The organism is Streptomyces sp. NBC_01429 (genome assembly GCF_036231945.1).
Taxonomy (GTDB): Bacteria; Actinomycetota; Actinomycetes; order Streptomycetales; family Streptomycetaceae; genus Streptomyces.
In genome coordinates this window covers 2,637,260-2,651,801 of the sequence record NZ_CP109599.1, presented here as the reverse complement: position 1 = coordinate 2,651,801, position 14,542 = coordinate 2,637,260, and the positions used below count along the sequence as shown (strand labels likewise).

The window sequence follows — 14,542 nt, the reverse complement described above, 5'->3', positions numbered from 1 at the left end:
CGCGTGAGCACGCGCCCACACGGAAACAAACAGAAGAGCAACGCTCCCGCCGGCGCCCCCGGCCCGCGGCGGGACCGCCGCTCACCCGGTGACCCGCACCGTGAACTCGCCCTCCGCCACCCGGGCGCGCAGCTCCTCGGCCGCGCCGACCTCCGCCGGGGACCGCACGACCGTGCCGTCCGGCCGCTGGAGCACCGCGTACCCCCGCTCCAGCGTCGCCGCCGGGGACAGCGCGACCACCCGCGCCCGGGTGTGCGACAGCTCCGAGTCCGCCCGGTCCAGCTGATGCCGCAGCACCCGCCGGCTCCGGTCGGTCAGCGCTGCCACCTCCGCCTCGCGGTCCTCCACCATCCGGTGCGGCCGCTCCATCACGGGGCGGGCCAGCGCGTGCGCGAGGCCGCGCTCCTCCCGGTCGAGCAGCCCCCGGACCGTCCGCAGCGCCCGGTCCCGCAGCGCCTGGACGCGCTCCAGCTCCTCCCCGACGTCCGGCACGGTCCGCTTCGCCGCGTCGGTCGGGGTCGAGGCCCGGACATCCGCGACGAGATCCAGCAGCGGCGCGTCCGGCTCGTGCCCGATGGCCGACACCACCGGCGTACGGCACGCGGCCACCGCCCGTACCAGCTCCTCGTCCGAGAACGGCAGCAGATCCTCCACGCTGCCGCCGCCGCGCGCCACGATGATGACGTCCACCTCCGGCAGCGCGTCCAGCTCCTCCACCGCCTGGACGACCTGCGACACGGCGTTGACCCCCTGCACCGCCGTGTTGCGCACCTCGAAGCGCACGGCCGGCCAGCGGCGGCGCGCGTTCTCCAGCACATCGCGCTCGGCCGCCGACGCGCGCCCGCAGACCAGCCCGATCAGCTGCGGCAGGAACGGCAGCGGCTTCTTGCGGTCGGCGGCGAACAGCCCCTCCGCGCCCAGCGACTTCTTCAGCCGCTCCAGCCGCACCAGCAGCTCGCCGATACCGACCGGCCGTATCTCCGTGGCCCGCAGCGAGAGCTGCCCGCGCGGCGCGTACCACTCGGGCTTGGCCCGCACCACGACCCGGGCGCCCTCGGAGACCACGTCGGCGATCGCGTCGAAGACCTGCCGGTAGCAGGTGACGCTCACCGAGATGTCGTGCGACGGGTCGCGCAGCGTCAGGAAGACGACCCCCGCGCCGGGCCTGCGCGAGAGCTGGGTGATCTGCCCCTCGACCCAGATGCCGCCGAGCCGGTCGATCCACCCACCGATGAGCCGCGACACCTCGCCCACGGGCAGCGGGGCTTCGGCTGACGTTTGGAGAGCCATGGGAAAGAGCGTATCGGCCGCCTGTGACATCGCCCCGGAAAGCCGCTACCGGCTGCCGAGCCGGCCGCGCCGCCACTGAACCAGGAGCACCACCAGCCCCACCGCCAGCCAGATCGCGCCCACCAACTGCGCCGAGCCCGCCGCCTCCACGATCACCGCGATCAGGATCCCCGCCCCGATCACCGGCAGCACCACATGGATGAACCAGCGCGGCGGCCCGGCCATGCGCCGTACCGCGAACCACCCCACCACCGACGCGTGCAGCAGCACGAACGCCGTCAGCGCCCCGATGTCCACCACCGAGACCAGCCGGTCGAGCCCGTCGTCGCGCCGTGCCGCCCACACCGCCGCCACCAGCGTCACCACCGCCGCCAGCAGGAGCGCCACCCGCGGCACGCCCGAGTCCGTGCGCGCCAGCGCGCGCGGCAGCCGCCGCTCCCGGCCCATCGCGAAGAGCAGCCGCCCCGCCGCCGCCTGCCCGGCCAGCGCCGCGAACGCCGCGCCGATCGCCTTGCTGACCGCCACCAGATCGTGCAGCCAGGTACCGACCGAGGTGTTCACCGCGTCGTAGAAGGCCGACCCCTGCTTCGCGGGGTCGGCGGCCAGCTCGGCCGAGGTCGACGGCTCCAGCAGCGCCACCAGATAGGTCTGCGCGATGAACAGCGCGCCCGCCAGCACCAGACAGAACAGCACCGCCCGCGCCACCTGCCGCGACCCCCCGGTCACCTCCTCGGCGAACGAGGCGATCGCGTCGAAGCCCAGATACGACAGCACCGCGACCGAGACCGCGCCCAGCACCGCCGCCACCGAGAACCCCGTATCGCCGGTGAACGGCGACGACCAGCCGCGCGTCGCGCCGTCGCGCGCCAGGACGACCAGCGCCGACACCACGAACACCAGCAGCACCACGATCTCCATCGCGAGCACCGCGAACCCGACCCGGGCCGCGGCCCGTACGCCCCAGAGGTTGAGCAGCGTGGTGATCACGACGGCGATGGTCGTCCACACCCACCGGTTGACGGACGGCACCAGCGCCTCCATCGCGATCCCGGAGAAGAGGTAGGCGACCGCGGGGATCAGCAGATAGTCGAGCATCGCCATCCACCCGGCGATGAACCCGGGCCCCTCGCCGAGCCCCTTGCGGGCGTACGCGAAGACCGAACCGGCCTGCGGGGCGACCCGTACCATCTGGGCGTAGCTGAAGGCGGTGAAGGCCATCGCGACGGTCGCCACCACATAGACCAGGGCCACCGCCCCGTGCGACTTGGCGTCGAGGGTGCCGTACACGCCCACGGGGGCCATGGGCGCGATGAACAGCAGCCCGTAGACGACGAGGTCGCGGAAGCCCAGCGTCCGCCGCAGCTCGCCCCCGCCGGCTCCGCCGCCACCCCCGCCGCCGCTCGCTCCGGCGCCGATATCGGTGTCGGTGTGGGCCATCGCGTTCCTCCGTTGATCGCGTAGGCCCAGTCTCGGCAGCCGGGCGGACTTCCGCCTGTTGTGGACGGCCTTACGGTCGGCTCCGCGCGCGGCCTTACGATGGGAGGCATGACTGCAACGTCCCGCCCGTCGCCCGCCGCCACCCCCAGTGGAGACGCCGCGCGCCGCGCCGGCAAACGCGTCCTCCTCGCCGCCCCCCGCGGTTACTGCGCGGGCGTGGACCGTGCCGTGATCGCCGTGGAGAAGGCCCTTGAGCAGTACGGGGCGCCGATCTACGTCCGCCACGAGATCGTCCACAACAAATACGTCGTCAAAACCCTGGAGAACAAGGGCGCCATCTTCGTGGACAGGACGGCGGAGGTCCCCGAGGGATCGATCGTCATGTTCTCGGCGCACGGCGTCGCGCCGGTCGTCCACGAGGAGGCGGCCGAGCGCAGGCTCGCCACCATCGACGCGACCTGCCCGCTGGTCACCAAGGTCCACAAGGAGGCCGTGCGTTTCGCCTCCGAGGACTACGACATCCTCCTGATCGGCCACGACGGCCACGAAGAGGTCATCGGCACCTCGGGCGAGGCCCCGGACCACATCACGCTGGTCGACGGCCCCGAGGACGTCGCCAACGTTGAGGTCCGGGACGAGTCGAAGGTCGTCTGGCTCTCCCAGACCACGCTCTCCGTCGACGAGACGATGGAGACGGTCGACGCCCTCAAGGAGAAGTTCCCGCAGCTGATCGCGCCGCCGAGCGACGACATCTGCTATGCCACGCAGAACCGCCAGATCGCCGTCAAGCAGATGGGCGCCGACGCCGATCTGGTGATCGTGGTCGGCTCCAAGAACTCCTCCAACTCGGTACGGCTGGTCGAGGTCGCCCTCGGCGCCGGCGCGAGCACGTCCCACCTGGTCGACGGCGCGGACGAGATCGACGAGGCATGGCTCGACGGGGTCTCCACCGTCGGCGTCACCTCGGGCGCCTCCGTCCCCGAGGTCCTGGTCGAAGGCGTCCTGGAGTGGCTCTCGCAGCGCGGCTTCGAGGACGTCGAGATCGTCAAGGCGGCCGAGGAGTCGATCACCTTCTCGCTCCCCAAGGAGCTGCGCCGCGACCTGCGCGCCGAGGCGGCGGCCCTCTCGGAGAAGTAAGAGGTCCGGGAGAGACCAGAAGTACGGGTACGGACCGGCCGGCGGCCGCACCGTACCCGTACGCGCTCCCCGATCCGATCACGCCGCCGATCACGTAGCCGACCGCGTCCGGTACCCCGTCCGCCCGCACCGGGAGTCGCTGTCAGCGGCTGGCCGTAACGTTGGGTCCATGAACGTCTTCGGAGTGGACATCGGTGGTACGGGCATCAAGGGCGCGCCCGTGGACCTGGACCGCGGCGACCTGGTCGAACCGCGCTACAAAGTACTCACCCCGCACCCGGCGACGCCCGAGGCCGTGGCCGACGGCGTGGTCGAGGTCGTCCGGCACTTCGGCTGGTCCGGCCCGGTCGGCATCACCTTTCCCGGGGTGGTCACCGGTTCCGTGATCCGTACCGCCGCCAATGTCGACAAGGCGTGGATCGGCACCGACGCGGGACAGGTCCTGGGCGACCGGCTGAACCTCCGGGCGACGGTCCTCAACGACGCGGACGCGGCGGGCGTGGCCGAGATGGCGTTCGGCGCGGGCCGGGGCCGCAAGGGCGCCGTATTCCTGCTCACCTTCGGTACGGGCATCGGCAGCGCGCTCTTCATGGACGGCAAGCTGGTGCCCAACACCGAGCTGGGCCATCTGGAGCTGCACGGCCACGAGGCGGAGAAGCACGCCTCCACGAAGGCCAAGGAGGACGAGGACCTGAGCTGGCAGCACTGGGCGCACCGGGTGCGGAAGTACCTGGCCCATGTGGAGATGCTGTTCTCGCCCGAGCTGTTCATCATCGGCGGCGGCGTGAGCCGCAAGGCCGACAAGTTCCTTCCGCTGATCGAGGGGATCAGAGCCGAGATCGTCCCGGCGGAGCTTCAGAACAACGCGGGCATCGTGGGCGCGGCCATGGCGGCGGCGGGCCGCTGAGGCCGCTGACGAGCCGGGTCGGGTCGGTTCTCAGACTCGCCGGGAGCCGGCGGCTCCGGTCCGGGGGACGCGGGGCGCGCGGGGGAGGCCTCCGGCAGCCGCGGCCGCGGCTCCGGCACCCCGGCCCGTACCGGCCCGGCCCGCACCGCCCCGGGCGGCGGCGTCCCGCGCGATCTGCCGCCGGCCCATCTGCCGCACCTTGCGTACGGAGGCGATGACCCCGGCGACGAGCGTCCCGCCGTACAGCCAGCCGGCATGCACCGCCAGCGTGGTGACGAGCCCCATGAACTGCCCGCCGAACCCCTCGGTGCCCCCGGCGATCGGCAGCACGCCGACGGCGAAGGCGATCGGCACGGCGATTGGCGCCGTCACCAGGTCGGCCGTACGGACCCAGAGCGCCGTCACCGCGCTGACCGGCAGGAACAGCAGCCCGTAGACGACTGGCGCGCCGTCGAAGAGCAGTTGGTCGAGGAAGGCGAAGAAGAGCATGGTGGCGGTCGCGAACAGACCGGCGCCGAGCCCGGTGAACCGGGGATTGGGCAGCCTGCGCAGACGCAGCACCACCGGCGCGACCCGCCGTCGCCGCGCCGACGGCACCTGGGGCACACCGGCGCCCCCGGCGACGGCGCTCTGCGCCGCGAGAGGGCGCTGCTGCCGGTGACGGCGCGGGGGCTGATACGTCCTTTGCTGCTCCACCTGACCAACGTAGGCGGCCGAGGGGGACGAATCAGGTGCGGGACACGCCCTTTGGATGACCTTCACGTCCAGTTCGAGGCGTACGGGCGGCCGGCGGGCGCGGCGCCACGCTCCACGACGGGCTCCGGATGCCCGTCGTGGAGCGTGGCGCCGCGCCCGTAAACTGGGGGATCGGTCCTCGCCCAGGGGCCGGGGCCCACGGCCCACCGGCCGGCCCTCCAGCCCCGTACTCCAGCAGCCCTTACTTCAGGAAGTCGCCAACGTGTCGCTCACGATCGGAATCGTCGGTCTGCCGAATGTCGGCAAGTCGACCCTGTTCAACGCCCTGACCAAGAACGACGTGCTGGCGGCCAACTACCCGTTCGCCACCATCGAGCCCAACGTCGGTGTCGTCGGCGTCCCCGACCCCCGGCTGAACAAGCTCGCGGAGATCTTCGGCTCCCAGAAGATCCTCCCGGCCACGGTCGACTTCGTCGACATCGCGGGCATCGTGCGCGGCGCCTCCGAGGGGGAGGGCCTGGGCAACAAGTTCCTGGCGAACATCCGCGAGTCGGACGCGATCTGCCAGGTCATCCGGGCCTTCAAGGACGAGAACGTCGTGCACGTCGACGGCAAGGTCTCGCCCAAGGACGACATCGAGACGATCAACACCGAGCTGATCCTCGCCGACCTCCAGACCATCGAGAAGGTCCTGCCGCGCCTCCAGCGCGAGTCGCGCATCAAGAAGGACGTGGTGGCGCAGGTCAAGGCCATCGAGGAGGCCCAGGCCATCCTGGAGACCGGCGAGACGCTCTTCTCGGCCGGCATCGTCCAGGGCACGGAGAAGTCCGAGCCGCTCCGCGAGATGCACCTGCTCACGACCAAGCCGTTCCTCTACGTCTTCAACGTGGACGAGGACGAGCTGACGGACGACTCCTTCAAGGACGAACAGCGCGCCCTGGTCGCCCCCGCCGAGGCGATCTTCCTCAACGCCAAGCTGGAGTCCGACCTCGCCGAGCTGGACGACGAGGAGGCCCTGGAACTCCTCCAGTCCGTGGGCCAGGAAGAACCCGGCCTCGCCACCCTCGCCCACGTGGGCTTCCGCACCCTCGGCCTCCAGACGTACCTCACGGCCGGCCCCAAGGAATCCCGCGCCTGGACGATCAAGCAGGGCGCCACGGCCCCCGAGGCGGCCGGTGTGATCCACACCGACTTCCAGAAGGGCTTCATCAAGGCCGAGGTCATCTCCTTCGCCGACCTGGTCGAAACGGGCTCGGTAGCCGACGCCCGCTCGGCCGGCAAGGCGCGCATGGAGGGCAAGGAGTACGTGATGCAGGACGGCGACGTGGTGGAGTTCCGCTTCAATGTGTAGCGGGTGACTTAGCGCCACTTCGATGATCTGGCAAACGTGCAGGTCAGAGAGGGTCCGACTCTTTAGAGTCGGGCCCTTGGCGTATTCCCGTGCTGGGATGGGATGAGGAAGCCCGTGCTGAGATTTGTGCGGGCAGGGCGCTGGCCGAGTGTGAAGGTAGTGCGGGCGTGGCGCTTTTCCTACTCGTTTGACACAATCGGGGGCATGGCTGAGACGACGTACAGCATCGGGGAAGGCCCGTCGACGCGGGTGAGCCTGTCGCTGCCGGAGGGGACTGCGGAGGCGATCCGGGCGCGGGTGGGGAAGCGGGAGTTCTCCGCGTTCATCGCCGAGGCGGTCGAGCGTGAGCTGCGCGGGCAGGTCCTGGACGAGTACCTGGCGGACTACGAGAGCCGGAAGGGGCCGGTCTCCGAGCCGGCTCGTCAGCGGGCGCGGAAGGTCTTCGACGAGGTGTTCGCCGAGGAGGCCGAGTGGCCCGCCGCAGGCTGAGTCATGAGGGAACGCTGGTCCTCGACGGCGAAGGGCTCTCGAAGCTGCTTGCCGACGACGAGCAGGTGGTGGCTCTGGTCGCTGAGGCGCGCTCGCGCGGCATGGAGGTCGTGATCAGTGCGCTCACCATCATCGAGGCCGTCCATGCCCGTACGAACAAGTCCCGCCTGAACTGGGTGCTTTCCGGGCTGCGGGTCGTCCCGGTCGGTGACGAAGAGGCGAGGGCGGCCTCGAAGCTGCTGATGAATGCCGGGTTGCACGGACACAAGTACGCGATCGATGCGGCCGTCGCCGAGGCCGCGCTGCGACAGCACCGCCCCGTGGTCATGCTGACCTCCGATATCGACGACATGACCAAGCTCTGCGGCGATCGGGTCCGGCTCGTGGCGGTGTGAGTTCCCAGGTCCGCTTTCTGCCTTTCGACGGTTGGGACGGAGCCATCAGTATTCGGCGGATCGCCGGTTTCCGTAACCGGCGATCCGCCGCTATGTTGCCGCTCTTCCGTCTCTCGGTGATTCCGTAGGTTGCGGGTGGAGCCAAGGCTCAGTAGGAGCGGGGCCCGTAGGGGCTCCAGTGGCCGAGAAAGGGCTTGAGGTCGTCGCCGCTGGGCTTCGGCGGCGTGGGCAGTTTCGGCGCTGAGACCGATTCGGTGAGGCGTTGGAGGTGCGTGTCCGTGAACGCGAGCCACGTCTCGATCTCGGTCTGCTCCTGCCCGGGCGGCAGTGATGTGGCGTGGTGGCGTACTGCTGGTCAGTCGGCTGGCCTGGTGCCAGGCGGCTGCCTGTTCTCCAAGGTGTTTGACGCGGTAGGCGTGGGCGTAGGCGGCGTGGGCTTCCTGCATGGCGGCTTCCCAGCGCTGGTGCTGTATCTCTCTGGCTTGCTGGTCTGCAAGGCGTTTACGCTCCGCGGCTTCGCCGCGGAGGCCGACCTCTTGCACGATCTCGACGAGTTGTTCTTCCAGAGGCCGGTCGGGGAGGTCGGTCCATTCGCCGGCGCGGTGCGGGCTGCCGCCGCGGAGAATGAATCGCAGGCGGCTGGAGGGGGTGTAGTCGAAGCGGGCGATGCGCATCCATGAGTACTTCTTGGCGTCGGCGAGTTCCTTGTCGGTGGGGACGTGTTCGCTGCGATCTTGTTCTTGAAGGACGAGGAATCCGACGCTTTCGCCTTGGGCAGTGATGGAGAAGTGCGGTGGAGCCTTGCGGCGCCGATGGGGTGGGGGAGCGCCCTGTGTGGTTCCGTGCGCTGCCTTGTGGCCTTGTGCTTCGGTGGTGGTGATGAGGGCTTGGGTGATGCGCAGGGCTCGGCTCTGCAGGGGTTTGGTGAGCCTGGCCGGCACATGGAGCGGGGTGAGTTCCGCGAGGCGCCAGGCAGGGATGTCGACCAGCTTGATTTCGTAGCCGCGGTGGGTGCGGTATCCGTGGAGTTCCTGCGTGTGTGGGATCTTGCCGGACTTGCGGGCGGCGTTGACCCGTGACGCCCAATTCACCGCATGCGGGCCGGATTCGATGGGCTTGATGAGACAGCCATCGTTTGCGGCCAGTTCTTCGCGTAGTTGGTCCGCGTAGTTCGTGCGGGCCTTCGGGGCGGCTCTGGGGTGTGGCGGCGCCGGTTTTCGAGCGGGCCGTTCCGGTGGTCGGGTGCTTTGCTCGACGGGTTGAATGCCGCGCTCGGTGAGACGCAGCCGCCCTTTCTCGGTGAGGTGGGCGCTCCAATGCCCGCGGCGTCTGGTGACTTTGATGAACCCTCGGTTCTGCAGGGCCTGTCCGCTGGTCTTGTACGTGCTGTCCGGCCAGACCCCGTTGGGACACCCTGGCCCACCCAGTCGAGCACGGCCTGTTGCCGCTCATTGAGGGCCTGTTCCATGTAGCCTCCCGCCGTTCCCCGGGCACGCTGCCCTCGGCGACAATGCCCTCTGCCCCTGCGGTAATTCGCGGCTGCTGAGAGGACCCCTCGTTCGGATGAGAGGTACCGGAAGGCGCGCTAACGGCGAGAACTGTTCTTTTGGGACTGATGCGACCGTCTCCCGCGTCAGGAAGACTCGATAGAGGAACCCGGGGTCAGCTATCGGCCGACCGGTCTGTCGTCGGCCGCCCTCGCACGGCCCACAGACGGCCCGATCGAACCTCTTCCATGGGGCTCTGAGCGTGTTTCCCCATGGCCATGGCCGTGCGGCATCATCACCTGTCATGGATCCCGCCGTCACAGCCGCGCTCATCACCACCCCCACCGCCATTTTGGCCGCCGCAGCGGCCTACGCCGCGGGGAGCGCCCAGGGGCGCGGGAGCGTGGACGCTGTCCGCCGCCAGCAACAGCGCGAGGTCTACGCCGCATTTCTCGCAGCTTCCCTGCGGCACAAGGCGGACATTGCGGAGGCTCTCGCTCACGCCACGGAGATACAACTGGCGCGCGCTGCCGGCGAGCCGCTTAGCCCTGCAGAGGAGGAGCAGCGGCGCGAGGCGATCGCAGCCACCGCCCGAGCTAATCCTTTGGACGAACCAGCCGCCTTGGTGTTTCTTGAAGGACCTGACGAGCTCGCCTATGCCGCCCTCCTCATCGACCAACACGCCAAATCGACGCGCGTGCTCCTGACAGCGACGCCGGAACATCAAGGCACGATGTCTCGAATCCATGGGCGGCCGATGGCAGTTCACGACGAGTGTCGTCGGCTTGAGGGCGCCATCCACAGGTTCACGCTCGAAGCCCAAGCGCACCTGAACGGCACCGCATTACGGCATCGTCGACACCAGAGGCGGTTGATGCGCCGCCTCTGGCCTGTCGAACCTTGACCACGGAGATCACTGCGGCAGGAAGCCGGGTTTCTCCTGCCCAAGCGCATGGAGGCGCCCGAGGTAGTCCCGTGCCCCTGGTTCCGGCTGGATCGGCGCCTCATTTCGGCAGTGAGTTCGCGGCTGGTCATGATGAGCGGCACCGATTTCCGGTCGCCTTGGAGTGCAGGCACTCCCATGGTGAGGGCCTGTCCAAGTCGCTCTCACCCGCTGCCGCCAATCCGAGGGCGACGCGGGCTTCTGCGTTGCGCATCGGCGAGCGCTCGCTCCCGTCGAATCCGTACCCGCCTGCGGACCTCCTCGGCGAGCGTGCGCGAGCTGGTCCTCACCGACCACCCGGTAGTAGTCCATCGAGTGGAAATCGAACTTGGCGGGGTCAACAGAAATGATGCGCGGCCCGCATCGGCGCGTTGGCTGATGTGTAATTTTGGCGCCCCTGGATCTTCTTGTACTTCGTCGCGCATCCGGTGCTGGGATGGTGCTGGGATACGCCCATATTTCTGCAGGTCAAGGGCTTGTGGTGGAGTTCCGCTTCAACGTGTGACGGGCGGCCTGGCGTCATCTTGCTGATCTGGGAAACACGCAGGTCGGATGGGGTCCACCTCCTCGGGGGTGGGCCCTGAGTTCTTCCGTACCGGGAGGAGACGGGGGGGGGGAGACGGGGGGCGGCGCAGGGCGAACGGTGGACGGGATTTCTACGTCTCGTAGACCGTGGAGCGGTGTCCGACATGAATGGCCCGTACGACCAGCTCACCGTTGTCGATGGTGTAGATGACGCGGTAGTCGCCGACCCGGAGGCGGCGGCGGTCGGGTTGGGACACGAGCGCCGTGGTGCTGAATCCGAGCGGGGCACTCTCCAGTTCCGTGAGCATGGCCAGGATGCGCAGCGCCACGTCGCGGGGGACTTTCGGGAGCTCGTCCCGCGCCTCGGGCCGGAAGACGGTGAGGTACTCACTCACTGCGCGCCAGGGTCTCCTTCATGACGTCCTCGATGGGGACGCCGGTCGAGCGGTTGGCCATCCGCTCGTCGATGATGCGATTGATCTCGCGCTCTTCCCACTGCTGGTATTTGCGCAGGACACCGATCGAGACGACGGCGGCGACTTCTCTTCCTCGTCGCGTGATCACGGTGGGCTGGTCGTCGCGGTCGGCCCGCTCGACGGCTTCGGCAAGGTGCGCGCGGACGTCGCGGATGGACTCTATGGGCATCTGCGTCATGCGCACAAAGGTGCCGGATGTTCCATGTGTACACAATGGTGATGTGGTGCCATCTCGCTGGGCCTTCCGGAACCGCCTCGTCGTCCCCCCGCGTCCCTCGGGGTATGGAGACGCGTGGGTGGGCCGCTGTTTTCGCCGTGCTGGGCGGCGCCACTGTGGGGTTTGTGGTGTGGGGGCTGGGGGCGGCGCCGGGGTTGCGTGGTGATTTTGAGGGGGAGGGGAAGGATTTCAGCCTGCTCTGGATCGAGCTGCCCCTGATGCTGTTCGGGATGCCCGCGCTCGCCCTGGCGGTCTGGGCGCTCGTCGCCGGGGTGCTGCGGTGGCGCGAAGGTGTCGCGGCGCTGGCGGTGGTGGGGGTGCTGGTCCTCGGCGCTTGGGGCAGTACGCAGTGGCTGGAGTCCCGGACCGCGACGGTCCCCCGCCAGGAGGGGCCGTTGTGAGCCGGTTCTCCTTCCACGCGGTCGGTCTCCGCCCGGTCATTCTTCTTTCCGTACCGTCAGTTCGCTGATCCCCGAGCGCTGCCGGCCTTCCGGCGCGCGGACCGTCACCCGTACCAGGCGGGCGTCAGCGCCCGGCTTGAAGGGGTGCCAGTGCGCCGCGTCCGTGGAGGTCTCGATCTCGTACGACGCCGGGCGCGGGTCCGTCCAGCGGGGGGTGACCGAGGCGACCCGGGTCGTGGGGCCCAGGTCGACCGTGAGGGCGGCCGTGGCGTCCGAGGGGGTCCAGGCCGTCGCCGGGCTGCCGTCCACCGCGGCGGACGCGTACAGGCCGGGCTCCTCCGAGGTGGCGCTCGCCGGGCGGCAGCGGGCCGCGTCGTCCGTCGGGGTGAGGTCGGGGCGGCGGGTGGGGAGCGTGAGGGTGGAGGTCAGGAGCTGCGCGCCGCTCGGGGTGTGCACCGTGAAGGGGTCGCCCGCGGTGAGCCGTACCGTCGTCTCCCGCGCGCCGATCGCGACGTCGTACGTGCGCCCCTGCCAGCGCAGCCCCCGCAGCGTCACCCCACGCGCCAGCTGGGGCGGCAGCGTGGGATCGAGCCGTACGCCGTCCTCCCGCGGCCGCAGGCCCGTCAGGCCGTGCGTGAAGACCTGGAGGAAGCCGCCCTTCCCGGTCAGGAAGTCCTGCGCGGGCGAGCCGGACAGGGGGTCGTCCGCGCCCGCCTTGTCGCCGCGCGCCTCGGAGAAGAGCGCGAACGGCCCGCGCGCGAAGGGCCGGACGGCCCGCTGGAGATACGTGTACGTCGAGCAGCCCGGTTCCCCGATGGCCGCCGCGTCGATCGCGTGGATCGCGTCGGTCATCGCGGGCCCGTCCGGGTCGGTGCGCTCCGCGTAGTAGTCGAGCGTCGCGGCGGCCGCGCCCTCGGGCATCGGCCACTCCAGCGGATAGGTCAGCAGGACGGTGTCCGCCTGCTTGATCCGTGAGCCGTCGTATCCCGCGTACTGGAGATAGGTCTTGCGCCGCGCGTCGTAGGGGATACGGAGGTGGTCGGCGATCCGTGTCCACGCGGCGGGCGCCGGTTCGCCGACGAGCGCGGCGGCGCGCACCGCGTCGCGCAGGACGGTCGCGGCGCCCGCGTTGGTGAAGACCGCGTCGGTGACGCCGTTGCTGTACTCGTCGGGGCCCGCCACCTCCTTGACCGAGTAGCTGCCGTCCGCGTTGGCGGTCACCCGGGAGGTCCAGAACTCCGCGATCCCGCGCATCAGCGGCCAGCCGCGCTCGCGCAGCCAGTCGCGGTCGCCGGTGGCCAGGTAGTACTGCCAGGCGGCGAGCGCGATATCGCTCTGGAGATGGTTCTGCGTGACGCAGTGCGGCGGGTTCCAGCTCTGGCACTCCGGCCAGAGGTAGCCCTCGCCGCCGCTGGTCCACGGATAGAACAGCCCCTTGAAGCCGAGCTTGGCGGCGTTCTCGGCCGCCGCCCCGCGGGTGCGGTAGCGGTACTCGACGACACCGCGCGCCAGTTCCGGCCGGGTGGCCAGCAGCCCGGGGAACATGAAGATCTCGGCGTCCCAGAAGATCAGCCCCGCGTAGTTGTCGCTGCTCAGCCCGGTCGGCGCGATGCTGTCGGCGCTGCCGGGGCGGGCGGCGGTCAGCAGCCCGTACCGCGTGGAGCGCAGCCACGCACGCAGCTCGGTCTGCTCCCGCTCCTGGCCCGCCACCTCGACATCGGCGTCCCAGAGGGGCGCCCAGGCGGCCGCGTTGGCCGCGAACACGTTCCGCCAGCCGCGCGCGGCGGCGCGCCGGGACGCGTCGAGGGCGGCGGCGCGGGGGTCGGGGGAGGTGAGGGCGGTGTCGACACCGACGTACTTCTCGAAGGTGTACGTACGGTCCGCGCGGACCGCGAACGCGCCGCCCGCGCTCCTCGGGGACGGCCGCAGGACGGAGGCGATGGCGCCGGCCGTCGCCGTACCTTCGGTACGGAAGGTGGCGACGCCGCCCCCGCCGTCCGCACTTGTCCCGCCGGTCCGGGTGATACGGCGTGCCCCGCGCCAGTCGAGCTCCCCCGTCACGGCCGCCTCGCCGCTCCAGCGTGGGGTGAGGCGCAGCCGTACGGCGCCGGTGTGCGGGTCGGAGCGGTCGGTGAGGACCTCGTACGTCAGATCGGTGACGCGGCCGTCGGCCGTGGTCCAGCGCAGGCTGGTGACGACCACTCCGCAGCGCAGCAGCAGGCTCTGGCGGTAGCGGGAGATCCGGCCGCCGTCGCCCAACCTCTCGTCGCCCACCCGCACATCCAGGGCCGTCCAGCCGGGCAGCGCGGCGATGACCTGGCGGTCGGCGGTCGTCCGCGGCTCGTGCGCGTACAGGCCGGCCGCGAAGGCGCCGTCGTAGCGCGGGGTGAACAGCGGCCAGCCGGTGGCGGCGCCGCTCTCCGCGTAACCGGCGCCGGTGGGCGGGACGCGGGTGCCGAGATAGCCGTTGCCGGTGTACGCGTGGTAGCTGTCGGCGGGGTCGATCCGGGTCGCGGCGGGCGCCCAGCCGGGGCCGGACTCCGTTCCGCAGGCGGGTTCGGGTGCGGGTTCGGGTGCGGGTTCGGACACGAGGGCGGGCGCGTCGGTGCGGGCCTGCGCGTGGGCGGGCTCCGGCGTCCGGCTTCCGGCGTACGAGAGCGGTGGCACCACGGTGATCAGCGTGCCGGCGACGAGTGGGGCGAGAAGGCGCGTACGCGAGAGGCTCACGCACAGGACCGTACGAACGGAGCCATGGCGGGTCAGCCAGGGCGCGCGTGGTGAACGGCTGATT

The 14,542-nt window shown here is 70.4% G+C and carries 15 protein-coding genes; 9 read left to right on the top strand and 6 right to left on the bottom strand.

Annotated features, from left to right (window positions below):
• Positions 1–81: 81 nt before the first annotated feature.
• Both xseA and OG627_RS11140 read right to left on the bottom strand, forming a co-directional pair.
• On the bottom strand, positions 82–1,290 hold the full coding sequence (gene xseA, locus OG627_RS11145; protein WP_329063947.1) for an exodeoxyribonuclease VII large subunit: 1,209 nt from the start codon (positions 1,288–1,290) through the stop codon (positions 82–84).
• A 45-nt stretch (positions 1,291–1,335) separates the two neighbouring features.
• Positions 1,336–2,727, bottom strand: coding sequence for an APC family permease (locus OG627_RS11140; protein ID WP_329063944.1), 1,392 nt, complete (start codon positions 2,725–2,727; stop codon positions 1,336–1,338).
• A 108-nt stretch (positions 2,728–2,835) separates the two neighbouring features.
• Between OG627_RS11140 and OG627_RS11135 the strand changes: the two genes are divergently transcribed.
• Positions 2,836–3,864, top strand: a complete 1,029-nt coding sequence (locus tag OG627_RS11135; RefSeq protein WP_329063942.1) for a 4-hydroxy-3-methylbut-2-enyl diphosphate reductase — start codon at positions 2,836–2,838, stop codon at positions 3,862–3,864.
• A 169-nt stretch (positions 3,865–4,033) separates the two neighbouring features.
• Positions 4,034–4,771: a polyphosphate--glucose phosphotransferase gene (gene ppgK / locus OG627_RS11130; RefSeq protein WP_329063940.1), complete on the top strand. Its 738-nt coding sequence runs from the start codon at positions 4,034–4,036 to the stop codon at positions 4,769–4,771.
• 30 nt (positions 4,772–4,801) lie between these two features.
• On the opposite strand, the gene OG627_RS11125 is transcribed toward ppgK, so the two are convergent.
• Positions 4,802–5,368 carry a DUF6542 domain-containing protein gene (locus OG627_RS11125; RefSeq protein ID WP_329072568.1) on the bottom strand — a complete coding sequence of 189 codons (567 nt, stop codon included), beginning with the start codon at positions 5,366–5,368 and terminating at the stop codon, positions 4,802–4,804.
• Between the two features lie 361 nt (positions 5,369–5,729).
• Between OG627_RS11125 and ychF the strand changes: the two genes are divergently transcribed.
• From ychF to OG627_RS11095, 6 genes are all read left to right on the top strand, one after another.
• The gene (gene ychF, locus OG627_RS11120; RefSeq protein ID WP_329063939.1) at positions 5,730–6,818 is read left to right on the top strand and encodes a redox-regulated ATPase YchF; all 1,089 of its coding nucleotides are present in this window, start codon (positions 5,730–5,732) and stop codon (positions 6,816–6,818) included.
• Positions 6,819–7,022: 204 nt separating this feature from the next.
• The gene (locus OG627_RS11115; protein WP_329063937.1) at positions 7,023–7,307 is read left to right on the top strand and encodes a hypothetical protein; all 285 of its coding nucleotides are present in this window, start codon (positions 7,023–7,025) and stop codon (positions 7,305–7,307) included.
• On the top strand, positions 7,289–7,702 hold the full coding sequence (locus OG627_RS11110) for a DNA-binding protein (protein WP_329063934.1): 414 nt from the start codon (positions 7,289–7,291) through the stop codon (positions 7,700–7,702). Before OG627_RS11115 ends, OG627_RS11110 begins: the two co-directional genes overlap by 19 nt.
• A gap of 278 nt (positions 7,703–7,980) precedes the next feature.
• Positions 7,981–8,382 carry a hypothetical protein gene (locus OG627_RS11105; protein ID WP_329063932.1) on the top strand — a complete coding sequence of 134 codons (402 nt, stop codon included), beginning with the start codon at positions 7,981–7,983 and terminating at the stop codon, positions 8,380–8,382.
• 39 nt (positions 8,383–8,421) lie between these two features.
• A complete protein-coding gene (locus OG627_RS11100) occupies positions 8,422–8,781 on the top strand; it encodes a hypothetical protein (RefSeq protein ID WP_329063930.1) in 360 nt (119 codons plus the stop codon).
• A gap of 712 nt (positions 8,782–9,493) precedes the next feature.
• Complete coding sequence (locus OG627_RS11095; RefSeq protein ID WP_329063928.1) at positions 9,494–10,093, top strand: hypothetical protein; 600 nt, start codon at positions 9,494–9,496, stop codon at positions 10,091–10,093.
• Positions 10,094–10,788: 695 nt separating this feature from the next.
• Here the strand turns inward: OG627_RS11095 and OG627_RS11090 are convergent.
• Together OG627_RS11090 and OG627_RS11085 are read right to left on the bottom strand one after the other, a co-directional pair.
• Positions 10,789–11,052, bottom strand: coding sequence for a type II toxin-antitoxin system RelE family toxin (locus OG627_RS11090; protein WP_329063926.1), 264 nt, complete (start codon positions 11,050–11,052; stop codon positions 10,789–10,791).
• Positions 11,045–11,311, bottom strand: a complete 267-nt coding sequence (locus tag OG627_RS11085) for a type II toxin-antitoxin system Phd/YefM family antitoxin (protein ID WP_329063924.1) — start codon at positions 11,309–11,311, stop codon at positions 11,045–11,047. Before OG627_RS11085 ends, OG627_RS11090 begins: the two co-directional genes overlap by 8 nt.
• Before the next feature lie 104 nt (positions 11,312–11,415).
• Here OG627_RS11085 and OG627_RS11080 point away from each other — a divergent pair, with 104 nt between their 5' ends.
• Complete coding sequence (locus tag OG627_RS11080) at positions 11,416–11,751, top strand: hypothetical protein (RefSeq protein WP_329063922.1); 336 nt, start codon at positions 11,416–11,418, stop codon at positions 11,749–11,751.
• Positions 11,752–11,787: 36 nt separating this feature from the next.
• Here OG627_RS11080 and OG627_RS11075 read toward each other — a convergent pair whose 3' ends face one another.
• Positions 11,788–14,478, bottom strand: a complete 2,691-nt coding sequence (locus OG627_RS11075; protein ID WP_329063920.1) for a discoidin domain-containing protein — start codon at positions 14,476–14,478, stop codon at positions 11,788–11,790.
• Positions 14,479–14,542: the final 64 nt, after the last annotated feature.